The following is a 21726-nucleotide window of genomic DNA, read 5'->3' as shown; positions in this document are numbered from 1 at the left end:
GCCTCAGCTCCTTTCGATGAGATGGCGGGTGACGCGCGCCTCGAGCCGGCGCCCGAGCCGCGAGATCGTCTCGACCAGCCCCCAGAAGAACAGCGCGAGGACGAAGTTCGCCTCGAGGAAGCGGAAGGTCTCGGTCGACATCCGCTGCACCTGATACATCAGCTCGGGCACGGTGATGATCGACAGGATCACCGTTTCCTTGGTCAGGATGATCGAGAAGTTGACCAGCGCCGGCAGCGCCGAGACGAGCGCCAGCGGCAAGAGGATGCGGCGGACGATCACGGGCTCGGACAGGCCCACGGCGCGGGCCGCCTCGATCTGGCCGCGCGGGACGGCGTTGAAGCCCGAGCGGAAGATCTCGGCAAAATAGGTGCTGCCATAGACCGTCAGCCCCACCAGCCCCGCCGTCAGCGCGTCGAGCCTGAGACCGACCAGCGGCCCGCCATAATACAGCACGAAAAGCTGGACGAGAAACGGGGTGCCGCGGATCACCTCGATATAGACGCGCAGCAGCCAGTTGACCCAGCGCGGCCCGTAGCGCTGGATCAGCGCGATCACGAGACCCAAGGCCATGCTGAGCACCGTGCCGGCGAGCCAGCAGAACACCGTCACGCCAAAGCCGCGCAGCAGCATCGGCCCGTATTGCTGAAGGATCGACAGGTCCATCACACCGCGCTCCGCACTTCCAGCCAGCGGCCGGCGGCGGCGAGGCAGAGGTTGATGGCCAGATAGATGCAGGCCGCGGCGAGGTAGACCTCAAGCGGCCGGAAGGTCGTGGCGGCCTGGGCCTGGCTGGCGCGGGTCAGCTCCATGATCCCCACGACCGAGACGAGCGAGGAGGCCTTCACCATCAGGATCAGCTCGTTGACCAGCGCCGGCAGCGACATCACCACCGCCTGCGGCAGGATGATCCGACGCCAGATCGCCACCGGCGCCATGCCGATGGCCTGCGCCGCCTCGGCCTGGCCGCGGGGCAGGGCGGCGATCGCGCCGCGCCAGATTTCCGAGATATAGGCGCTGGCGCAGATGCCGACGGTGACCACGGCGGCGACCAGCGGCGGCACGTCGATGCCGATCACCGGCAGCAGGTAGAACATCAGCAGAAGCTGCACGAGCAGCGGCACCCCGCGCAGGAAGCTGACCCACAGCGCCCCGATCCAGCGCAGCACGCCCGAGCCGGACAGCCGCATGGCGCAGACCGCGACCCCGATCACCAACCCCAGCGCGATGCCGAGGACCGAGACGAGCAGCGTCTGCCGGGCCGCCCAGGCGAGCGGCAGGAAGGCGTCGAGGAAGGTCTGGACCGAGAACATGGGCGCCCGTCAGCGAAGGAAGCAGGCGGCCGGGCGGCTGTCCCGCCCGGCCGGTTCACGCGATCAGTTGGCGGTCGGCTCGATCGGCAGCTCGGTATAGGCGCCGAGCCACTTTTCCTGGATCGCCTTCACGCGGCCGTCCGCGGTCATCTTCTTCATCGCGTCCTCGATGGCCTTGCGGAAGCTCTCGGTCTCGTCGCCCTTGCGCAGCACCCAGGCGAAGTAGCTGGGCTTGCCGAACTGCGCCGGCTCGAAGAGCGCGAAGGTCTCGGGGCGGTTCTTCACCAGATAGGTGAGGTTCGGCAGCGAGCCCGCGACCGCGTCCAGACGGCCCGCGGCGAGGTCGGCATAGGCCTCGTCGGTGGTGCCGTATTCCTTGACGGTGACGCCACCCAGCTCCTTGCCATAGGCGTCGAGCTGGCGGAACTGCGCGGTGCCCTGCTGGACGCCGACGGTCTTGCCCTTGATGTCCTCGGGCTTGGTCAGGTCCTTGTTCGAGGCCGCCTTGACCAGCGACACGGTCGCGTCGGCGATCGGCGGGGTGAAGGTGTAGCGCTCGAGCCGCTCGGCCGTCACGGTGACCGGGGCGATCACGATGTCGAACTTGCCGACCTCGAGGCCCGGCAGCTCGGCCGTCCAGGGGATGTCCTGATAGACCGGCTCGACGCCGATTTCCTTGGCGACCTCGTCGAACAGGTCCTTGGTCATGCCCTCGTAGGTGCCGTTGTTCAGCATGTCGAAGGGGGCGTAGTGCATGTCGGTCGCGGTGACGATCTTGCCCGCGGCCTTGATGTCGGCGAGCTGGTCGGCCAGCGCGCCGGTGGCGGCAAAGGCAAGCGTCGCGGCGCCCAGCAGCGCGGCGCGCAGGGTGGTGCGGATGGTCATGGTGTCGGTCCTCTCCTGTCGGGCGGGTTGAACGCGGCGTCCTGCCCGGCGGGCGCCGCTGATGTGGCGGGCCGATCTAAGCGTCGGCCGCACCGGAAATCCAGCGTTGCGGGCGGGCCGGCCGCAGGACGACGGCCAGCGCGGGGCCGGCTGCCGCCAATCCGTCCAGACCGCCCGCCGGATCGGCCAGCAGCGTGTCGCCGGGGGCGAGCCCCGCGCCGCCCGCCGGTCCCGGCTGGGGGCTGAGCGCCACCAGCGCCACCGTCCCCGCAGGGGCGGCCTCGCCTGCGGCCAGCGGCTCGACGTGGTGGCTCAGCACCCCGCGGCGGGTCATCACGTTGAGGTCGATCACCGGCCCGGCGATGAGCCGTCCCGTCACCGGCGCCTCTCCCGGAAAGCTCAGCGGCGCGTCGCCCGGCGCGAGCCGCACCGTCCCCCCGCCGAAGTCGAGCGCCAGACCTGCGCCCTCGATCAGCGTCAGCGTCCGGTCGATGCCGGGAAAGGCCGAGAACGGCCCGTCCGCGGCCACCTCGGCCATGCTGAGCCGCCAGTCGAAGGCCGCCACGTCGGCGCCCTCGGGGCCGGCGGCGATCTGCCACGTCACCCCGCCGCCGTTCCGCCACGGCTGCCCGGTCAGCTCGGCGCGGCGGACGATCCTCATCCGAGGATGCCGGGCAGGTTCAGCCCATGCTCGCGCGCGCAATCCAGCGCGATGTCATAGCCCGCATCGGCGTGGCGCATGACGCCCGTGGCCGGATCGTTCCACAGCACGCGGGCGAGGCGCCGGTCGGCGTCCTCGGACCCGTCGCAGCAGATCACCATGCCCGAGTGCTGGCTGAACCCCATCCCCACGCCGCCGCCGTGGTGCAGCGAGACCCAGGTCGCGCCGCTCGCGGTGTTCAGAAGCGCGTTGAGCAGCGGCCAGTCCGACACCGCGTCCGAGCCGTCCTTCATCGCCTCGGTCTCGCGGTTGGGGCTGGCCACCGACCCGGAATCGAGGTGGTCGCGGCCGATCACCACCGGCGCCTTCAGCTCGCCATTGCGGACCATCTCGTTGATCGCCAGACCCGCCCGGTGCCGGTCGCCCAGGCCGATCCACATGATCCGCGCGGGCAGGCCCTGGAAGGCGATGCGCTCGCGCGCCATGTCGAGCCATTTGTGCAGATGGGCGTTCTCGGGGAACAGCTCCTTCATCTTCGCGTCGGTCTTGTAGATGTCCTCTGGGTCGCCCGAGAGCGCTGCCCAGCGGAACGGCCCGATGCCGCGGCAGAAGAGCGGCCGGATGTAGGCGGGCACGAAGCCGGGAAAGGCAAAGGCGTTCTCGAGCCCTTCCTCGAGCGCCACCTGCCGGATGTTGTTGCCGTAATCGACCGTCGGCACGCCCGCGTTCCAGAAATCCACCATCGCCGCAACGTGCTGTTTCATCGCTGCGCGGGCGGCGTGCTCGACCGCCTGCGGCTCGGTCTCCTGCCGGGCGCGCCACTCGGCGACCGACCAGCCGAGCGGCAGGTAGCCGTGCAGCGGGTCGTGGGCCGAGGTCTGGTCGGTCACGATGTCAGGGCGCATGCCGCCCGCCTGCATCCGGCGGAAGATTTCGGGGAACACCTCGGCGGCGTTGCCGATCAGCGCCACCGACTTGGCCTCGCCCGCCTTGGTCCAGCGGTCGATCATCGCCAGCGCCTCGTCGAGGCTGTGGGTCTTTTCGTCGCAATAGCGGGTGCGGATGCGGAAATCGGCGCGGGTCTCGTCGCACTCGACGGCGAGGCAGCAGGCCCCGGCCATCACCGCCGCCAAGGGCTGCGCGCCGCCCATGCCGCCGAGCCCTGCGGTCAGGATCCACCGCCCCTTGAGGTCGCCGCCGTAATGCTGCCGCCCGGCCTCGGCGAACGTCTCATACGTCCCCTGCACGATGCCCTGCGTGCCGATGTAGATCCACGAGCCCGCCGTCATCTGCCCGTACATGGCCAGACCCTTGCGGTCGAGTTCGTTGAAATGCTCCCACGTCGCCCAGTGCGGCACGAGGTTCGAGTTGGCGATCAGCACCCGCGGCGCGTCCTTGTGGGTCTGGAACACGCCGACCGGCTTGCCGGACTGGACGAGCAGCGTCTGGTCCTCGTCGAGCGCCCGCAGGCTGGCGGCGATCCGGTCGAAATCCTCCCACGTGCGGGCGGCGCGGCCGATGCCGCCATAGACCACCAGCTCATGCGGGTTCTCGGCCACGTCCGGGTGCAGGTTGTTCATCAGCATCCTGAGCGGCGCCTCGGTCAGCCAGCTTTTCGCGCTGATCTCGGTGCCGGTGGCCGGATAGATGTCGCGGGCGTTGTGGCGCGGGTTCGTGGGTCGCGTCTCGGTCATGGGGCGGTCCTTTCAGGCGAGCAGTCGGCCGGCGATGACGTTGCGCTGGATCTCGGACGATCCCTCGTAGATGCGCATGATCCGCAGGTCGCGGACCATGCGTTCAAGCGGGAAGTCGCGGGTGAAGCCGTAGCCGCCGTAGATCTGCAGCGCGGCATCGGCGATGCGCCCCGCGGCTTCCGAGGCGAAGAGCTTGGCCTGGCTCGCGGCCATGCCGAAGCGCCCGCCGGTCCCGTCGTGCAGCGCCTGGCGCTGGCGGGCGGCCTCGTGGCCCATCAGCTCGGCGGCGGCCAGGTCGGTGGCCATGTCGGCCAGCATCCACTGGATGCCCTGCCGTTGGGCCAGAGGCGCGCCGCCGATGATGCGCGACTTGGCCCAGTCCCGCGCCGCGGCCAGCGCCGCGCGGGCGATGCCCACGGCCATCGCCGCGACCTCGATCCGGCCGTTGTCCAGCACCGCCATGGCGGTGCGAAAGCCGCTGCCCTCGGGGCCGAGGCGGTTCGCGTCAGGCACCATCAGGTCGAGGTCGAGTTCCCACACATGGCCGCCGCGCAGGCCCATGGTCTGCTCGACCCGGCCGGGGGTCAGGCCGGGCGTGCCCTTCTCGACCACGAAGGCCGAGATGCCGCGGTGGCCCGCCGCCGGGTCGGTGACCGCATAGACGACGAGGAAATCCGCCACGCCCCCGTTCGAGATGAAGCACTTGCGGCCCTTGATCCGCCAGCCGTCGCCCTCGCGCGTGGCGCGGGTCTTCATGTCGGCGGGGTCCGAGCCGGCATTCGGCTCGGTCAGGGCAAAGGCGCCGAGCGCCCGCCCCTCGGCCGCCGCCGGCAGGATGCGGGCCCGCAATTCGTCGTCGGCGCCGATCAGGACCGAGTCGGTGGCAAGGTAATGCGCCGTCAGCGCCGAAACGGTCGAGCCGCAGGCGCCTGCGACGGTCGCCACCGCCTCGAAGAGCGCGGGGGCCGAGATGCCCGCCCCGCCCCACGCCTCGGGCAGGTTCGCGCCCATCATCCCGATCCCGGCCAGTGCCGAAAGCTGGTCGTGGACGAAGGCGCCGGTCTCGTCGGTGGCCGCGGCCTTCGGCGCGATCTCCTCGGCGCAGAAGCGCGCGAGCACGTCGAGGAAGGCGGCCTCGCCCTCGGCCAGCCGGTGGGTGTGTGCGCTCATGCTTGCGTCTCCTGCACGATGCCGGCGGCGACCAGCCCGGCGATCTGGTCCGCGCTGAGCCCGAGCCCGTCGAGCACCGCGCGAGTGTCCGCGCCCAGCGCGGGCGTGCCGGTCGGGGCCAAAGGCTTCGCGCCATCGAAGCGCAGCGGCTGGCCCACCACCGGGGCGCGACCCAGCCGGTGATGCGGCAGCTCGGCGACGAGGTCGCGGGCCTGCGCGTGCGCCGAGGCCAACTGCCCCGCGAGCGTCAGGATCGGCGCGGCGGGAATGTCCGCCCCCCGCAGCGCCGCCACCGCGTCGTCGGTCGACAGCCCCGCCGACCAGTCCTCGATCAGCGCCCGGATCTCGGGCTCATGCGCCGTGCGCCACTCGTCGGTCGCAAAGCGCGGGTCGTCGGCCGCCTCGGGGCGCCCGACCAGCCGGCAGAGCGCCGCGAACTGCCGTGCGCCCAGCACCGCGATGATCACGTGCCCATCGGCCGTGCGGTAGCCGCCGAAGGGGGTCGAAAGCGGGTGCCGGTTGCCCACCCGCGCGACGCTCTGCCCGGCATAGAGGTGCAGCGCGTGGCTCGTCGGCAGCATCGCCACGAGGCAGTCGAGCATCGCCACGTCGAGCGCCGCGCCTTCGCCGGTGCGGCCCCGCCCGACCAGCGCCGCGAGAATGCCGATCGCGGCGTAAAGCCCAGCGGCTACGTCGCCGAGCGCCTCGCCGACCTTCAGCGGGCCGCCGCCGGCCTCGCCGGTCGCGTCCATCCAGCCCGAGAGCGCCTGCACGATGATGTCATAGGCGGGCAGCGCGGTGTCCGGCCCCGACTGGCCGAAGCCCGAGATCGAGCAGACCACCAGCCCCGGGTTCTCGGCCCGCAGTGCCTCGGCCCCGAGGCCCAGCCGCGCGGCGACGCAGGGGCGGAAGTTTTCGACCACCACGTCGCACCCCGCGGCCATCCGGCGCGCCAGCGCCTGCCCCTCGGGCGCCTTGAGGTCCACCACCACCGAGCGCTTGCCGCGGTTGGTCAGCGCGAAGAGCGCCGATTCCCCGTCGCGGAACGGGCCGATGGCGCGGTAATCGTCGCCCGAGGGGGGTTCGAGCTTGACCACCTCGGCCCCCAGATCGGCGAGGATCGCGGTGGCGAACGGCCCCGCGAGCACGCGCGTCAGGTCGAGCACGCGCAGTCCGGCCAAGGGCCCGCTCATGCCCCCCAGCCCTCGGCCCAGGCGCCGGGCCGGACGGCCTCGCACCCGCCCGCGGCTTCTGCCAGCGCGTCGCCCGCGACCAGCCCCGCCGCCGCGGTCAGCTCGGGCGCGAGATAGCGGTCCTGACCCATGGGCGGCACGACCTCGCGGAGCGTGGCCAGCACCCGGGCCAGCGGCGCCGAGGTGGCCAGCGGCGCGCGCGCGTCGAGCCCGGCCCCGGCGCAGATCGCCTCGATCCCGACGATATGGGCGAGGTTCGCGTTCATCCGCGCGAGCCGCCGCGCCCCGTGCGCCGCCATGCTGACGTGATCTTCCTGATTGGCGCTGGTGGGGGTCGAATCCGTCGAACAAGGGTTCGCCAGATGCTTGTTTTCGCTCATCAACGCGGCGCTTGTGACCTCGGCAATCATCAGCCCGCTGTTCAGCCCCGGCTCGGGCGTGAGGAACGCGGGCAGGCCGAAGTTCATCGCCGGGTCGACCATCAGCGCGATGCGGCGCTGGCTGATCGCGCCGATCTCGGCCAGCGCCAGCGCGATCTGGTCGGCGGCAAAGGCCACCGGCTCGGCGTGGAAGTTCCCGCCCGAGACGATCCGCCCCGACGACGACAGTACCAGCGGGTTGTCGGTCGCGGCGTTCGCCTCGACCTCGAGCGTCCGGGCGGCCTGCCACAGCACGTCGAGGCAGGCGCCGGTGACCTGCGGCTGGCAGCGGATGCAATAGGGGTCCTGCACGCGCTGGTCGCCCTCGCGGTGGCTCTCGCGGATCTCGGAGCCTTCCATCAGCCCCCGGATCACCCGGGCGGCGAGGATCTGGCCGCGGTGGCCGCGCAGCGTGTGGATCTCGTCCAGCAGCGGCGCGGTCGAGCCCATGATCGCGTCGGTGGACATGGCCGAGGCGACGAGCGCCGCTCGCGCCGCGCGGAACCCGTCGAAGAGCCCCGCCAGCGCGAAGGCGGTCGAGACCTGGGTGCCGTTGATCAGCGCCAGCCCCTCCTTGGCGCTCAGCGCGACGGGAGAGCGGCCCGCGGCGGCCAGCGCCTCGGCGCCGCCCATCTCGCGGCCGTCATGGATCGCGCGCCCCTCGCCCAACATCACCGCCGCCATGTGGGCGAGCGGCGCGAGGTCGCCCGACGCGCCAACGGATCCCTGCGCGGGGATCACCGGGGTCACGCCGCGCGCCAGCATCGCCTCGAGCAGGTCGACCAGCACCGGCCGCACCCCCGACGCGCCGCGCCCGAGGCTCAACAGCTTCAGCGCCATGATGAGCCGCACGGTCGGCGTCTCGATGGGGTCGCCCACGCCGCAGCAATGCGACAGGATCAGGTTGCGCTGCAGCGTCGCCGTGTCGTCGGGCGCGATGCGGACCGAGGCGAGCTTGCCGAAGCCGGTGTTGACCCCGTAGACCGGCGCGTCCCCGGCGGCCGCGGCGGCGATCCGGGCGGCCGACGCCTCGATCCCGGCGCGGGCCGAGGGGTCGAGCCGGACCGCCAGCCCCTCGCGCCAGATGCGCTCGAGATCGGCGAGGGTGGCCGCGCCGGGGGTGAGGGTCAGCGTGTCAGGCAAGGTCGCCTCCGAAGATGCGGGCGTGAAGCGGGTTGTAGCCGATGCGGTAGCTCAGCTCGGCCGGGTGGGCGGCGTTCCAGACGGCCAGATCGGCGCGCAGCCCCGGCGCGATCCGGCCGCGGTCGTCCAGCCCCAGCGCCCGGGCGGCGTGGGAGGTGACGCCCGCGAGGCATTCGGCCGGGGTCATGCGGAAGAGCGTGGCGCCCATGTTCATGGTCAGAAGCAGCGAGGTCAGCGGCGAGGTGCCGGGGTTGCAGTCGGTGGCGAGCGCCATCGGCACGCCCGCGGCCCGCAGCGCGGCGATGGGCGGGGCCTGCGTCTCGCGCAGCGTGTAGTAGGCGCCGGGCAGCATCACCGCGACCGTGCCGCTGTCGGCCATCGCCGCGATCCCGTCGGCGCCGAGATGTTCCAGATGGTCGGCCGAGATCGCCCCGCGCCGCGCCGCCATCGCCGCGCCACCGAGGTCCGAGAGCTGCTCGGCGTGCAGCTTGACCGGCAGGCCGAGGCGGTCCGCCGCGTCGAACAGCTGCTCCATCTCGGCCACCGAAAAGGCGATCCCCTCGCAGAACCCGTCCACCGCATCGACCAGCCCTTCGGCATGGGCGGCGGCCAGCCCGTCGATGGCGACCTCGCGCAGATAGGCGGCGCGGTCGTCCTTGTACTCGGGCGGCAGCGCGTGGGCGGCGAGCCAGGTGGTGACGATCCGCACCGGCCGCTCGGTGGCGATCCGGCGGGCGGTGCGCAGCATCCGCAGCTCGGTCTCGACGTCGAGCCCGTAGCCCGACTTGACCTCGATGGTCGTGACCCCCTCGGCGATCAGATGGTCGGCGCGGGCGAGCGCCGAGTCGAGCAGCGCCGCGTCCGACGCCCCGCGGGTGGCGCGGACCGTGGACAGGATGCCGCCGCCGGCCCGCGCGATCTCTTCGTACGCGGCACCGTTCAGGCGCATGTCGAACTCGACCGCGCGGTCGCCGCCGTGGACCAGATGGGTGTGGCAGTCGATCAGCCCCGCCGTCACCAGCCGCCCCCCGAGGCTCTGCCGCGGCCCTTCGGGCGCTTCGGCGGCGGGTCCGACCCAGGCGATCCGGTCGCCGTCGAGCGCGATCGCCTGCCCCTCGGTGACGGTGAAGCCCACCCCCTCGTGGGTCAGGGCGGCCTCGGCCACGGTCGCGTCGGTCAGGATCATTCGGCCCCCAGGCCCCGGGCAGCGATTCCCGGGCTTGTCGCGTCGTCGGTGTCAAGTATTATGACTACGCATATTCCTGTCAAGCGAGGTTCCCGCGATGGCCCATCTTCACGCTGCCGAGGCGCTGCTGCCCGAGGGATGGGCGCGGGATGTCCGGATCACGCTCGGCCCCGACGGGCGCATCGCCGCGGTGGGGCAGGGGCCCGCCGCCCCCGGCGATCACCGCGCGGGCGTGCTGGTCCCGGCGCCCGCCAACAGCCACTCGCATGCCTTCCAGCGCGCCATGGCGGGTCTGACCGAACGGCGCGGGGCGGGCGAGGACAGCTTCTGGACCTGGCGGGCGCTGATGTACCGCTTTCTCGAGACCATCACCCCCGCGCAGGTCGAGGCCATCGCCGCCCTCGTGCAGATGCAGATGCTTGAGGCGGGCTTCGGCAGCACTGTCGAGTTCCACTACCTGCACCACGCCCCGGGCGGGCAGCCCTACGCGGACCTCGCCGAGATGTCGGCGCGAATCGCGGCGGCGGCGGCGACCTCGGGCATGGGCCTGACGCTCTTGCCGGTGCTCTACCGCTTCGGCGGCTGCGACCGGCGGCCGCTCGCGGGCGGGCAGCTGCGCTTCGGCAACGACCCCGAGCGCTACGCCCGGCTGGTCGAGGCGGCGGCCCGGGCGCTGGCGCCGCTGCCCGACGCCCGCCTCGGCGTCGCCCCCCATTCGCTGCGCGCTGTGGCGCCCGAGGACTTCGCCCCGCTCGCCGCGCTCACCGACGGCCCGATCCACATGCACCTCGCCGAGCAGATCCCCGAGGTCGACGAGGTCCGCGCCGCCTATGGCGCCCGGCCCGTCGAATGGGCGCTCGACCATCTCGACCTCTCGCCGCGCTGGTGCCTGATCCACCTCACCCAGATGACCCCGGCAGAGACCGAGGGCTTGGCCCGCACCGGCGCGGTCGCCGGCCTCTGCCCGCTCACCGAGGCGAGCCTCGGCGACGGGATCTTCGACGGGGTGCGCTGGATGGGGGCGGGGGGGGCGATCTCGCTCGGCTCGGACAGCAACATCCGCATCTCGCTCGCCGAAGAGCTGCGCCAGCTCGAGACGAGCCAGCGCCTGCGCGACCACTCGCGCGCCGCGCTCGCCACCGCCGAGCAGTCCACCGGGCGCCGCATTTTCGAGGCGTCCGCGCGGGGCGGGGCCCAGGCGGCGGGGCGCGGGGCAGGGGTGATCGCGGTGGGCGAGCCGGCCGACCTGCTCGCGCTCGACATGACCCACCCGGACCTCGAGGGGCTGGCGGGCGACACCATCCTCGACAGCTTCGCCATGGCCGGCGGCCCCGAGATGGTGGCCGACGTCTGGTCGGGCGGGCGCCACATGGTCCGCGGCGGCCGCCACGTCGCGCGTGAGGCAATCACCGCCGCCTACCGCGCCGCCGTGCGTCCGCTGCGGGACGGCTGAGGCGCCACAGTCTTTCTGGCCCAAGCACCTGCGGCGGCGGTCAGTAGCGCGTCATCAGCCGGTGGCCGTGCCGATAGGCGAGCCGCACGCAGGTCAGCACCCGCCGCTGCCACTGGGTCCGCCGCTCGATGCAGAACAGCGCGGCCCCCGCGGCGCACTCCAGCGCCGCGGACTGCTCCGCGTCGGCCTCGGCGGCGCAAAAGGCGATCTCGGCGCTGCTGTAGGGGATCTTGCCGACCAGCCACTCGTTCGGGCCGCTCTCGGTGAAATCGGCCTCGGCGGCGTCGGGGACGGCGGCGAGGTTGATCCAGCGATCCTCGAACTGATAGGGCGCCCCGTCCGCCAGATGCAGGCAGATCAGATGGCGCACCCGGGTCCGCGCCCCGATCTTCAGCCGCGCCTGTGCCTCGGGCGGGGCGGGGGTGATGGCCGAGTGCAGCAGCCGGTAGCCGTACTCCGCCCCCATCTCGCCGATCTCGTCGCGTACGAGCGGGATCTTGACCCGCGCCTGCCTGAGCGGGGCGAGCCTCACGCGGGTCCCGGCCTTGCGCCGCCGCTCGATCAGCCCGTCGTCGACCAGCTCGCGCATGGCGCGGGCCACGGTGGTGCGGGCGACGCCGAAGCGCTCGGCGAGGTCGATCTCGTCGGGCAGGCGGGTGCCGGGCGGGAACTCGCCAGCCTGGATACGGGTCAGGAGGTCGGCCTTGATGGTGCGGTAGCTGGTGGTCGTGGGCGGCATCGGCGAACCATCCGGGCGGCTGGAGGGCCAAGCATAGGGCTTTCCCGACGCCCGGCAATCGCCCTTGCCGAACGGGCGCCGCCCTGCGTGCTTGCGCGCACCCGCCGGGCGCCGCATAAGCGGCGGCGCGGGCGGTTAGCTCAGTTGGTAGAGCGCTTCGTTTACACCGAAGATGTCGGGGGTTCGAGCCCCTCACCGCCCACCATGCCGCCACCCCCCACCGGGCCAGGGAGGCCGCGCCGGATGTGCAACCTCTACACCCACCGCCGCCCGCAAGAGGCGATGCGACAGCTCTTCGCCGGGCTCGACGACCGCGGCGTGAACCTCGCCCCCGCGGATTTTTACCCCGACCAGCGCGCCCCGATCATCCGCCACGCGGCCGAGGGAGGGCTGGCGCTGGCGCTCGCCCGTTGGGGGATGCCGTCACCGCCGCAGTATCTGCGCACCGCCCGCGATCCCGGCGTCACGAACATCCGCAACACCGTCTCGCCCCACTGGCGCCGGTGGCTCGGCCCCGCGCACCGCTGCCTCGTGCCGCTCACCGCCTTCGCCGAGCCCTGCGGCGCCGGCCGCGGCAACCAGTGGTTCGCCCTCGCCGACGACCGGCCCGCGTTCTTTGCCGGAATCGAGACCCGCGGCTGGCGTTCGCTGCGCAAGGTCCGGGACGGCGAGACGGTGGACGACCTCTTCGCCTTCCTCACCACCGCCCCGAACGCCGAGGTCGCCGCCGTCCACCCCAAGGCGATGCCGGTGATCCTCACCGCGCCCGCGGACTGGCAGGCATGGATGGGTGCCGACTGGGCCGTAGCGCGCCACCTGCAGCGCCCGCTGCCGGACGGGGCGCTCCGCCTGGTGGATCCGCCGGGCTGAGCCGTCAGCGCATCCCGTCGTTGCGCCGCCGGCGCCGGATCAGCGTCGCGGTATAGATGGCGAGCGCCGCCCAGATCAGCGGGAATGCGATGCGGCTGACGCCGGTGAACGGCTCGTGGAAGACCAGCACCGCCGTCAGGAACACCATCGTCGGCGCGATGTACTGCAGCACCCCGATCGTCGACAGCCGGATCAGCTTGGCGGCGTTGGCGTAAAGCATCAGCGGCACGGCGGTGATCGCGCCGCTGCCGATCAGCATCAGCGTGTCGTGCCAGTTGGCGCCGAAATGCCCCTCGCCGCGCGCCGCGAGCCACAGCACATAGGCCAGCACCGGCAGCGACAGGATCAGCACCTCGACCGTGAACCCCTCGTTGGCGGGCAGGGGCAGGCTGCGCTTGCAATAGGCGTAGATCCCCCAGCTCAGCGTCAAGCCGATCGCCACCAGCGGCAGCCCGCCGGCCGAGAACGTGAGCAGCAGCACCGCGATCACCGCGAGCGAGATCGCCGCAAGCTGCGCCCGCGTCAGCCGCTCGCCCAAGAGCGCGGCGCCGAGCGCGATCGAGAACAGCGGGTTGATGTAATAGCCGAGCGCCGCCTGCAGCGCCCGGTCATGGGTCACCGCCCAGACATAGATCAGCCAGTTGACCGAGATCAGCACCGCCGTCAGCGCCGCCATCCGCACCAGCCGCGGCTGGCGCAGGGTGCCGACGACCGTCCCGAGCCCGCCCTTGACCGCCAGCACCGCCGCCGCGATGGGCAGCGACCAGAGCACCCGGTGGGCGATGATCTCGGTCGCCGGGATATGCGCCATCTCGCGCATGTAGAGGGGCAGGAACCCCCAGATGAGATAGGTGGCGATGGCGAGTGCGAGGCCCCGGGGCGAGTCGGTCTGGGTGTCGGGCGCGCGCATGGCCGCTCTCTAGCCCGCGGCCGCGGCAGGCGCCATCGGGGATGACGCCCCCCGACGCCGCCCGCGGCCCGCGGGCTTGAGAAGCGGGGCGGAACCGGCTAGCGAGCCTCCATGCGGATCTTGTTTCTCGGCGATGTCATGGGCCGGGCCGGGCGGCGGGCCATCGCCGAGCGGCTCGAGCCGCTCAAGGCGCGGCTCAGGGCCGACTTCACCATCGTGAACGGCGAGAATGCCTCGGGCGGGATGGGCCTGACCGCGCCGCATGCGAAACTGTTGCTCGAGGCCGGCGCCGACGTGGTGACGCTGGGCGACCACGCCTTCGACCAGAAGGACATGATGGCCTTCATCGACAGCGAGCCGCGCATCCTGCGGCCGCTGAACTTCGCGCGCGAGGCACCGGGCCGCGGGGCGCGGGTCTACGCCGACCGGCGCGGGCGCAAGGTGCTCGTGACCCAGGCGCTCGGGCAGGTGTTCATGAAGCGGCCCTTCGATGACCCCTTCAGCGCCGTCGATGCGGTCCTGCGCACCCATGTCCTCGGCGGCGGGGTGCAGGCCGCGGTGGTGGATTTCCACGCCGAGGCGACGAGCGAGAAGATGGCGATGGGGCACTGGTGCGACGGCCGCGCCAGCCTCGTCGTCGGCACCCACACCCATGTGCCGACCGCCGACACCGCGGTGCTCGGCCGCGGCACGGCCTATCAGTCCGACGCCGGGATGTGCGGCGACTACGACAGCATCATCGGGATGCAGAAGGACGAGCCGATGCGGCGCTTCCTGACCGGGATGGCGCAGGGCCGCTTCGTCCCGGCCGAGGGCGAGGCCACGCTCTCGGGCGTGCTGGTGGTCACCGACGACCGCACCGGCCTCGCGCAGTCGGTCGAGCCGGTGCGCGAGGGCGGACGCCTGAGCCCCTCCCCCGCGGCCTGAGCCGCGCCCCGTCCGGCTCACGGCTGCCCCCGCGGGGATCCGCCGACCGCCAGAACGAGCATGGCGCCCTCGCCCCCCTGAGCACACCACCCACCACCTCGGGCTGGACCCAAATATCCCCGCCGGAGGCGGCCCGGCCCCGCCCCCCCGCGCGGCGCCGCGGCCACGCGCCGCGCTGACCCGGCGTCGCGGGCACGCGCCGCGCGCTTGCGGGCCGCGGCGACATGAGGCAACCCTGCGCCGAACCGCCCGCGCGCGGGCCAAGGTCAAGAGGCGTCGATGTTCGGGATAGCGCTCGGCGGGCAGACCGCGGCGATCACCACGCTGGTCATCGTCGCCGTGATGTTCGTGCTCTTCATCCGCGAGGACAAACCGCCCGAGGTCATCGCGCTCGGCACCGCCGCGCTGATGCTCGTCCTGGGCCTCGTGCCGCTCAAGGACGCGACCGAGGTGCTGTCGAACAACGCGCCCTGGACCATCGCCTTCATGTTCATCATCATGGGCGGCCTGCTTCGGACCGGGGCGCTCGACCAGCTCAGCCGCATGGTCGCGGCCCGGGCGGGCGAGCGGCCCATCGCCACGATCGCGGCGATGTTCGTCTTCGTCTGCCTCGCCTCGGCGATCATGAACAACACCCCGGTGGTCGCGGTGATGATCCCGATCGTCATCCAGGTCGCCAAGCGGGCCGGCATCTCGGCCTCGAAGCTGCTGATGCCGCTGAGCTATTTCACCGTCATGGGGGGGATGATCACGCTCATCGGCACCTCGACGAACCTGCTCGTGGACGGGGTCGTGCGCTCGAAGGGGATGGAGCCGTTCGGCATCTTCGACATCGCCCCGGTCGGCATCGCGGTAACGCTCGCCGGGGGGGCGTTCATCGCGCTGGTGGGCTGGCGGCTCCTGCCCGACCGCGGCTCGATGGCGTCGTTCCTGACCGACCGGGCGCAGATGAAATACTTCACCGAGGTCGCCATTCCCGCCGACAGCGGCATCGTCGGGATGAACGTCAACGAGGTGAAGATGTTCAAGCGCGAGGCGGTGCGGGTGATCGACGTCCTGCGCGGCGACGCATCGCTGCGCCGCGACATGGCCAACGTGGTGCTCGAGCCCGGCGACCGGGTGGTGATCCGGTCCGAGATGGCCGACCTGCTCGAGATGCAGCAGAACAAGGACCTGCGGGCGCTCGACAAGCTCAGCTCGGTGCAGACCGAGACGGTCGAGGTGCTGATCTCGCCCGGCGCCCGGATGATCGGCCGCCGGCTGGGCGATCTGCGCCTGCGCCGCCGCTACGGCGTCTACGCCATCGCCGCGCATCGCCGGAACCAGAACATCGGCCGCCAGCTCGACGACCTCGAGGTGCGGGTCGGCGACACGCTGATCCTCGAGGGCGCGCCCGAGGACATCGCCCGGCTTGCCGCCGACATGGACCTCGTGGACGTGAGCCACCCCACGACAAAGCCGTTCCGCCGCAAGCACGCGCCCATCGCCACCGCCTGCCTTCTGGGCGTGGTGGTGCTGGCCGCCTTCGACGTGGCGCCGATCATGGCGCTGTCGTTCCTCGCCGCCTCGATCATTCTCATCAGCGGCTGCGTCGATCCCGACGAGGCCTTCGGCTTCGTCGAGGCGCGGCTGCTCGCCATGATCTTCGCCATGCTAGCGATCGGCGAGGCGCTCGATTCGACTGGCGCGGTCAAGCTGATCGTGGACCAGATCTCGCCGCTGCTGGCGGGGCATTCGCCGTTCTGGACGCTGGTGACGGTGTATTTCCTCGGGCTGATCCTGACAGAGCTGCTCTCGAACAACGCCGTGGCGGTGATCCTGACCCCCATCGCCATCGAGCTGGCCCAGCAGCTCAACCACGATCCGCGGGCCTATGTGGTGGCGGTGATGTTCTCGGCCTCGGTCGCCTTTGCGACCCCGATCGGCTATCAGACGCACATGATGGTTTACGGGCCGGGGGGCTACAAGTTCACCGACTTCATGCGGCTCGGCATCCCGCTCGACATCGTGACCGGCGTGGTGGCCTGCCTGATGATCCCGCTGCTCTGGCCGCTCTAGGCGGCCGGGGCCGCGCGGCGCACCGCCGCCTCGGCGGCCGCGGCGAGGCTCTTGCGGTCATGCCCCGCGACCGGGATCGGCGGGTGCAGCGTCACCGTCACGTGCCCCTGCCGCGGCTGGGCCAGCACGGCCAGCAGATGCGGCCCCAGCGCCATGTCCCCCCACCAGCCGTAGAACGCGGGGTCGCGCCCCGGCGGTGCCGCATAGGCGGCGCTGACCGGCTGGATCGCCAGCCCCGCCGGCAGGTCGGGATCGAGGAAGGCCTGGAACAGCGTCGGCTTGAACGGCAGCACCCGCCGCCCGTCGGTCGAGGTGCCCTCGGGGAAGAACAGCAGCCGGTGCCCGGCCTGGGTGCGGGCGGCGAACTCGGCTGCCTGCTGGCGGGCGAGGCGGGGGTCGCGGGTGACGAAATGGGTGTTCGTCACCCGGGTCAGGATGTTGATCCCGGGCCAGCCCGCGACCTCGGCCTTGGACACGAAGAACAGCGGCGCCGCGGCGTTCAGCACGAGGATGTCGAGCCAGCTCGAGTGGTTCGCGACCATTGCGCCGGGGCCGCGCATCGGCGCCCCGACCCGCCGCCAGCCGATCCCGAGGCACCATAGCGTCAGCCGGCACACCCCCTGCACCCACGGCCCGGTGACCGGCCGACGCGGGCCCGCGACCAGCCGCTCGATCCCGCGCAGCTGCAGGATCAGCAGGACGCCCGGGCCCAGCACCAGCAGCACCGCGACCAGGCGCACCGCGGCCAGCCCCCAGCCGAGCGGCCCGGGCCGGGGCAGCGGCGGGGGCGCGGCACCGCGCCATGTCGCGTCCGTGGCGCGGGGTGCCGGTTGCGCGCGGGAGGCCGGGGCGGCGGGAGAGGGGGCGCGCTCGGGCGACCTCATTCCTCGCGCCGGCGGTCCTGATAGAAGCTGCGGTGCCGGTCCGACATGGCGGCGGTGTCCATCAGCAGGAACACGTCGGTGGTGTTGAACGCATGGTCGATCCACGCGCCCTCGCCGACGACGCCGCCGAGCCGCAGATAGGCCTTGATCAGCGCCGGCATCGCCGTCATCGCCGCCTTCCGGTCCAGCCCCTCCGCGGGGATCAGGTCCATCCGCGTGGCGTTCGGCGGCCGCGCCGTGGCCCGCAGCTCGGGCGGGGCGAGGTGGTGGTGATGCAGCCACGCCAGCGCCGGGGCGAGCGCCTCGACGTCGGTGCCGTGAAAGCTCGCCACCCCGAACAGGATCTCGATCCCGTGCCCGAGCACATAGTCGGCCAGCGCGTTCCACAGCAGGAACATCCCGATCCCGCCGCGGAACTCGTCGGCCACGCAGGACCGCCCCAGCTCGACCAGCCGCCGCCCCGAGGCGCGCAGCGGGGCCAGATCGTATTCCTCGTCGCAGTAGAAGCGGCCGAAGCCCTCCGCCACCTCGCCGCGCAGCAGGCGGTAGACGCCGACGACGTGATCGCCCTCGGCCGGGTCGCGGCGGGTGTCGACGAGGATCAGGTGATCGACGACCGGATCGAAGTCATCCCGCTCGAGCCGCGCGGCGTGATCGACCAGCGGCCCGTCGCCGCCCAGCTCCTCGACGAACACGCGGTAGCGCAGGCGCTGCGCCCCGCGCAGGTCGGCCTCGCTGGTCGCAAGCCGCGTTTCGAGCCAATTCGGCGCCCGGGTCACCACGCGCGCCCCGCAGCTGCCCGTTGTGGTTGCGCGGCAACCCGCCGGACCAACGTGGGGGATCGGCGGATTTCCGCTTGACACACCTTAGGGTTGCACGTCCACATTAACGTGATTGATCCGTAACTGTTGAAATGATGACCAATTCCAGCACCACCCGCCGACCGTCCAGAACCTGTTTGCCTGCCTCAGGAAAATTGACCGTCACCCGATCTCCGATCCGCGACTGGACCTGTCCCACCCCCCACTCGGGCGCGCCTGGATGGCGCACCAGCATTCCGGGCTCGAGGATGTCGTTGACCATCGGCGCTCCTTTGTCGTCGGGCCGAGAGGCTAGCGGACGATGACCGCGCCGACAATCATCAACGCGGCGACCGCGGCCACCGTCCCCGACGCCGACCTCGCCAGCCTCGTCGCCGCCCGGCTCTGCCACGACCTCGTGTCGCCCTTGGGCGCGATCGGCAACGGGGTGGAACTGCTCGAGATGTCGGGCGACCAGTCGGGGCTCGCCCGATCGCCCGAGCTGAGCCTCATCACCGAAAGCGTGCGGGCGGCGCGGGCGCGGCTGCGGTTCTTCCGCAGCGCCTTCGGCCATGCGCCCGCCGATGCGCGGGTGGCGCTGCCCGAGATCGCCCAGCTGCTCGGCGACGTGACCGAGGGCACGCGGCTCACGGTCGAGCTGAACGGGCAGGGGGACCTCGCCCGGCCCGAGGCGCGGATGCTGCTGCTGTCGTTCCTCTGCCTCGACAGCGCCATGCCCTGGGGCGGGCGGGTGCTGATCTGCCGCACGGCGCCGGGCTGGCGGGTGGTGGGCGAGGCGACGCGGATGCGCATCGACCGCGACCTGTGGCGCTGGCTCGACGGGGACGCCGCGCCGATGCAGCCGATGCCCCCGGCGGCGGCGGTGCATTTCCCGCTACTCGGCCGGATGGCGGCGCAACTCGCCCGTCCCGTGACGTGGGAGGTGGACGAGACCGGCGCCGAGATCAGCTTCTGACCCGGCTTACCCCCGCACCGTCCCGTCGCCGGTCACGAGATACTTGAAGCTCGTGAGCTGCTCGGCCCCGACCGGGCCGCGGGCGTGCATCTTGCCGGTGGCGATGCCGATTTCGGCGCCCATGCCGAACTCGCCCCCGTCGGCGAACTGGGTCGAGGCGTTGCGCATCAGGATCGCGCTGTCGAGGCGCTGGAAGAACTGCGCCGCGGTCGCGTCGTTCTCGGTCAGGATGCTCTCGGTGTGCTGGCTGCCGTAGCGGCGGATATGGGCGATGGCGCCCTCCACGCCGTCGACCAGCCGGGCGGCGATGATCATGTCCAGGAACTCGCGGCCGAAATCGTCGGGCGCGGCCGGCGTGGTGCCGGGGATCTGGGCCAGCTCGCCCTCGGCGCGGACCTCGACGCCCGCCTCCAGCAGGTCGCGGATCAGCACGTCGCCGTGGCGGGCGAAGAAGCCGCGGTCGATCAGCAGGCATTCGGCCGCGCCGCAGATGCCGGTGCGGCGGGTCTTGGCGTTCAGCACCACCCGGCGCGCCTTGTCGAGATCGGCGTCGGCGTCGGCGTAGACGTGGCAGATGCCCTCGAGATGGGCGAAGACCGGCACCCGCGCCTCGGTCTGGACGAGGCTGACCAGCGCCTTGCCACCGCGCGGGATGATGACGTCGATCAGCCCCTGGGCGCGCAGCATCGCCGTCACCGCGGCGCGGTCGCGGGTCGGCACCATCTGGATCGCCGTCCCGGGCAGGCCCGCGGCGCGCAGCCCCTCGGCCATCGCCGCGAGGATCGCCGCCGAGGACTGCAGCGAATCCGTCCCGCCGCGCAGGATCACCGCGTTGCCGGACTTGAGCGCCAGCGCGCCTGCGTCGGCGGTGACGTTCGGGCGGCTTTCGTAGATCACCCCCAGCACCCCCAGCGGCGTCGCCACGCGCTGGATGTGCAGCCCGTTCGGCCGGTTCCATTCGGCGAGCACCCGCCCGACCGGATCGGGCTGGGCCGCGACCGCGCGCAACCCCTCGGCGATGCCCGCGATCCGCGTCGGATCGAGCCGCAGCCGGTCGATCATGGCGGGCGCGAGGCCCTTGTCCTCGGCATGGGCGAGGTCGCGGGCGTTGGCTTCGAGGATGGCGTCCTGCGCCGACAGGATCGCCGCGGCGGCCCCGGTCAGGGCGGCGGCCTTCTGCGCGGGGGTGGCGACGGCCAGCTCGGCCGCAGCCTCGCGCGCGGCGGCGCCCATGCGAGCGATCAGGGCGTCGGGGGACTCGGTTTCAAGCGTCTCGGTCGTCATCATGCGGTCCTCTCGCCCGTGCCGGCGCCGGAGTAGGGGCCCCCCGCCACCAGCGCGCGCTGGTAGGCCGGGCGGGCGTGGATGCGGTCCAGCCAGCCGCGCGTCGCCGGGCGGTCGGCCAGCCCGCCGCGCAGGGCCGCCATCTCGACCGGAAAGCTCATCATCACGTCGGCGGCGGTGAAGCGGCCGGCGGCGAACCAGCTGTCGCCGGTCAGGCTTGCCTCCCACCAGTCGAGCTGGCGGGTCATCTCGGGGCCGAGATAGGCCGTCTCGACCCCGCCCGTGATGGCCCGCGCCACAGGGCGCAGCGGCCACGGCACCGAGGCGGGGATGCGCCCCAGCACCAGCCGCATCACCAGCGGCGGCATGGCCGACCCCTCGGCATAATGCAGCCAATAGCGCACCGCGTCGCCCTCGTCCGTGCCCTCGTCGGGCAGCAGCGCCGAGCCGCGGGCGAGCGCCGCGACGATCGCCCCGGTCTCGGCCAGCACCCGGCCCCGGTGCGCGACCAGCGGCGCCTTGCCCAGCGGGTGCAGCGCCTTGAGCGAGGCGGGGGCGAGCATCGTCCTTGGGGCGCGCTGGTGGCGGACCAGCTCGTAGGGCAGGCCCAGTTCCTCGGCGAGCCAGATGACCCGCTGCGAGCGGCTTTCGTTCAGGTGATGGATGGTCAGCATGAAGGGCCCGCCTTGCGATGTGGCGCGTTGGTGCCACAGCGGGGGGACGAGCGGAAGCCCGGACGGGTCTGGGGATAGGGGGAAGAAAGTCCCAGGCTTCTGTTGCCAGGCGCCTGGGGGCCCCGCCTTACGCGGCTAAGCGCAAGGACTTAGGTTTCGATAACTCGAACTGCTTACGCAGCCAGAGCCACCGGAGCACGGTTGTCGTTGGCAACTGTACTTTTCGGACCGATAACGGTGGTACCTCACCGAGACAAAGCAAACAGCTTTAGACGTTCGTCGATCCTGTTTCGGCCCCATTCGCCCCCAACGAGGGATGGATGGTGGAGCCGCCGGGTACCGCCCCCGGGTCCGATCCGCTTATTACCTGCGCGTTTATGTCCATAGTCCGGGTTGCCCCGAACGAGGATCAAGATAGGCGGCAGCAGGGCGCCGTGCAAGGGCCTCAACAGGGGGCGTTCGCCGGGCGGGCTGACGCGGGGCGAGG

General features: G+C 72.1%; 21 protein-coding genes, 1 tRNA gene and 1 other RNA gene. 6 read left to right on the top strand and 17 right to left on the bottom strand.

Features of this window, described 5'->3' with window-relative positions; translation table 11 throughout:
* Positions 1-3 precede the first annotated feature (3 nt).
* The 9 genes from BLW17_RS01180 to hutI all read right to left on the bottom strand — a co-directional run bounded on the left by BLW17_RS01180 (position 4) and on the right by hutI (position 9664).
* Complete coding sequence (locus BLW17_RS01180; RefSeq protein ID WP_036730919.1) at positions 4-666, bottom strand: amino acid ABC transporter permease; 663 nt, start codon at positions 664-666, stop codon at positions 4-6.
* The gene (locus BLW17_RS01175) at positions 666-1313 is read right to left on the bottom strand and encodes an amino acid ABC transporter permease (protein ID WP_036730917.1); all 648 of its coding nucleotides are present in this window, start codon (positions 1311-1313) and stop codon (positions 666-668) included. Before BLW17_RS01175 ends, BLW17_RS01180 begins: the two co-directional genes overlap by 1 nt.
* A 63-nt stretch (positions 1314-1376) precedes the next feature.
* A complete protein-coding gene (locus BLW17_RS01170) occupies positions 1377-2198 on the bottom strand; it encodes a transporter substrate-binding domain-containing protein (protein ID WP_036730915.1) in 822 nt (273 codons plus the stop codon).
* 76 nt (positions 2199-2274) lie between these two features.
* Positions 2275-2859, bottom strand: coding sequence for a HutD/Ves family protein (locus BLW17_RS01165; RefSeq protein ID WP_052176132.1), 585 nt, complete (start codon positions 2857-2859; stop codon positions 2275-2277).
* Positions 2856-4553 carry a urocanate hydratase gene (hutU, locus tag BLW17_RS01160; protein ID WP_036730913.1) on the bottom strand — a complete coding sequence of 566 codons (1698 nt, stop codon included), beginning with the start codon at positions 4551-4553 and terminating at the stop codon, positions 2856-2858. The genes BLW17_RS01165 and hutU overlap by 4 nt, the downstream gene beginning before the upstream one ends.
* A 12-nt stretch (positions 4554-4565) precedes the next feature.
* Positions 4566-5723, bottom strand: a complete 1158-nt coding sequence (locus BLW17_RS01155) for an acyl-CoA dehydrogenase family protein (protein WP_036730911.1) — start codon at positions 5721-5723, stop codon at positions 4566-4568.
* Positions 5720-6916 (bottom strand): CaiB/BaiF CoA transferase family protein, encoded by a 1197-nt coding sequence (locus BLW17_RS01150; protein ID WP_036730909.1) that lies wholly within the window; start codon positions 6914-6916, stop codon positions 5720-5722. The genes BLW17_RS01155 and BLW17_RS01150 overlap by 4 nt, the downstream gene beginning before the upstream one ends.
* Positions 6913-8478 carry a histidine ammonia-lyase gene (gene hutH / locus BLW17_RS01145; RefSeq protein WP_231572707.1) on the bottom strand — a complete coding sequence of 522 codons (1566 nt, stop codon included), beginning with the start codon at positions 8476-8478 and terminating at the stop codon, positions 6913-6915. The genes BLW17_RS01150 and hutH overlap by 4 nt, the downstream gene beginning before the upstream one ends.
* Positions 8471-9664 carry an imidazolonepropionase gene (gene hutI / locus BLW17_RS01140; protein WP_036730907.1) on the bottom strand — a complete coding sequence of 398 codons (1194 nt, stop codon included), beginning with the start codon at positions 9662-9664 and terminating at the stop codon, positions 8471-8473. The genes hutH and hutI overlap by 8 nt, the downstream gene beginning before the upstream one ends.
* A gap of 97 nt (positions 9665-9761) precedes the next feature.
* On the opposite strand from hutI, the gene BLW17_RS01135 reads away from it, so the two are divergent.
* Positions 9762-11117: a formimidoylglutamate deiminase gene (locus BLW17_RS01135; protein WP_074825984.1), complete on the top strand. Its 1356-nt coding sequence runs from the start codon at positions 9762-9764 to the stop codon at positions 11115-11117.
* A 40-nt stretch (positions 11118-11157) separates the two neighbouring features.
* Here BLW17_RS01135 and BLW17_RS01130 read toward each other — a convergent pair whose 3' ends face one another.
* Positions 11158-11856 (bottom strand): histidine utilization transcriptional repressor HutC, encoded by a 699-nt coding sequence (locus BLW17_RS01130; protein WP_036735053.1) that lies wholly within the window; start codon positions 11854-11856, stop codon positions 11158-11160.
* Between the two features lie 129 nt (positions 11857-11985).
* Here BLW17_RS01130 and BLW17_RS01125 point away from each other — a divergent pair.
* Together BLW17_RS01125 and BLW17_RS01120 are read left to right on the top strand one after the other, a co-directional pair.
* Positions 11986-12061 (top strand) — tRNA-Val (locus BLW17_RS01125).
* A 38-nt stretch (positions 12062-12099) separates the two neighbouring features.
* Positions 12100-12726, top strand: coding sequence for an SOS response-associated peptidase (locus tag BLW17_RS01120; RefSeq protein ID WP_036735056.1), 627 nt, complete (start codon positions 12100-12102; stop codon positions 12724-12726).
* A 4-nt stretch (positions 12727-12730) separates the two neighbouring features.
* Here the strand turns inward: BLW17_RS01120 and rarD are convergent, their stop codons facing one another.
* Positions 12731-13636 carry an EamA family transporter RarD gene (rarD, locus tag BLW17_RS01115; protein WP_036735058.1) on the bottom strand — a complete coding sequence of 302 codons (906 nt, stop codon included), beginning with the start codon at positions 13634-13636 and terminating at the stop codon, positions 12731-12733.
* A gap of 111 nt (positions 13637-13747) precedes the next feature.
* Here rarD and BLW17_RS01110 point away from each other — a divergent pair, with 111 nt between their 5' ends.
* Together BLW17_RS01110 and BLW17_RS01105 are read left to right on the top strand one after the other, a co-directional pair.
* On the top strand, positions 13748-14563 hold the full coding sequence (locus BLW17_RS01110) for a TIGR00282 family metallophosphoesterase (RefSeq protein WP_036735059.1): 816 nt from the start codon (positions 13748-13750) through the stop codon (positions 14561-14563).
* A 279-nt stretch (positions 14564-14842) separates the two neighbouring features.
* Positions 14843-16621: an SLC13 family permease gene (locus BLW17_RS01105; protein WP_036702565.1), complete on the top strand. Its 1779-nt coding sequence runs from the start codon at positions 14843-14845 to the stop codon at positions 16619-16621.
* On the opposite strand, the gene olsA is transcribed toward BLW17_RS01105, so the two are convergent.
* The 3 genes from olsA to BLW17_RS01090 all read right to left on the bottom strand — a co-directional run bounded on the left by olsA (position 16618) and on the right by BLW17_RS01090 (position 18588).
* A complete protein-coding gene (gene olsA, locus BLW17_RS01100; protein WP_081969190.1) occupies positions 16618-17505 on the bottom strand; it encodes a lyso-ornithine lipid O-acyltransferase in 888 nt (295 codons plus the stop codon). The genes BLW17_RS01105 and olsA overlap by 4 nt on opposite strands.
* Positions 17502-18284 carry an L-ornithine N(alpha)-acyltransferase gene (gene olsB, locus BLW17_RS01095; protein WP_036735074.1) on the bottom strand — a complete coding sequence of 261 codons (783 nt, stop codon included), beginning with the start codon at positions 18282-18284 and terminating at the stop codon, positions 17502-17504. Before olsB ends, olsA begins: the two co-directional genes overlap by 4 nt.
* Before the next feature lie 106 nt (positions 18285-18390).
* Positions 18391-18588, bottom strand: coding sequence for a DUF3553 domain-containing protein (locus BLW17_RS01090; protein ID WP_036702566.1), 198 nt, complete (start codon positions 18586-18588; stop codon positions 18391-18393).
* A 39-nt stretch (positions 18589-18627) separates the two neighbouring features.
* Here BLW17_RS01090 and BLW17_RS01085 point away from each other — a divergent pair, with 39 nt between their 5' ends.
* Positions 18628-19281 carry a histidine phosphotransferase family protein gene (locus BLW17_RS01085; protein ID WP_052176513.1) on the top strand — a complete coding sequence of 218 codons (654 nt, stop codon included), beginning with the start codon at positions 18628-18630 and terminating at the stop codon, positions 19279-19281.
* Between the two features lie 6 nt (positions 19282-19287).
* Here BLW17_RS01085 and BLW17_RS01080 read toward each other — a convergent pair whose 3' ends face one another.
* From BLW17_RS01080 to ssrA, 3 genes are all read right to left on the bottom strand, one after another.
* Positions 19288-20565: a glutamate-5-semialdehyde dehydrogenase gene (locus tag BLW17_RS01080; RefSeq protein WP_036735061.1), complete on the bottom strand. Its 1278-nt coding sequence runs from the start codon at positions 20563-20565 to the stop codon at positions 19288-19290.
* Positions 20565-21239, bottom strand: a complete 675-nt coding sequence (locus BLW17_RS01075) for a glutathione S-transferase (protein WP_036735063.1) — start codon at positions 21237-21239, stop codon at positions 20565-20567. Before BLW17_RS01075 ends, BLW17_RS01080 begins: the two co-directional genes overlap by 1 nt.
* Before the next feature lie 87 nt (positions 21240-21326).
* Positions 21327-21683: a transfer-messenger RNA gene (ssrA, locus tag BLW17_RS01070) on the bottom strand.
* Positions 21684-21726 lie beyond the last annotated feature (43 nt).

It is taken from the genome of Paracoccus sanguinis (genome assembly GCF_900106665.1).
Lineage (GTDB): Bacteria > Pseudomonadota > Alphaproteobacteria > Rhodobacterales > Rhodobacteraceae > Paracoccus > Paracoccus panacisoli.
This window is presented reverse-complemented; position numbering and strand designations above follow the sequence as displayed.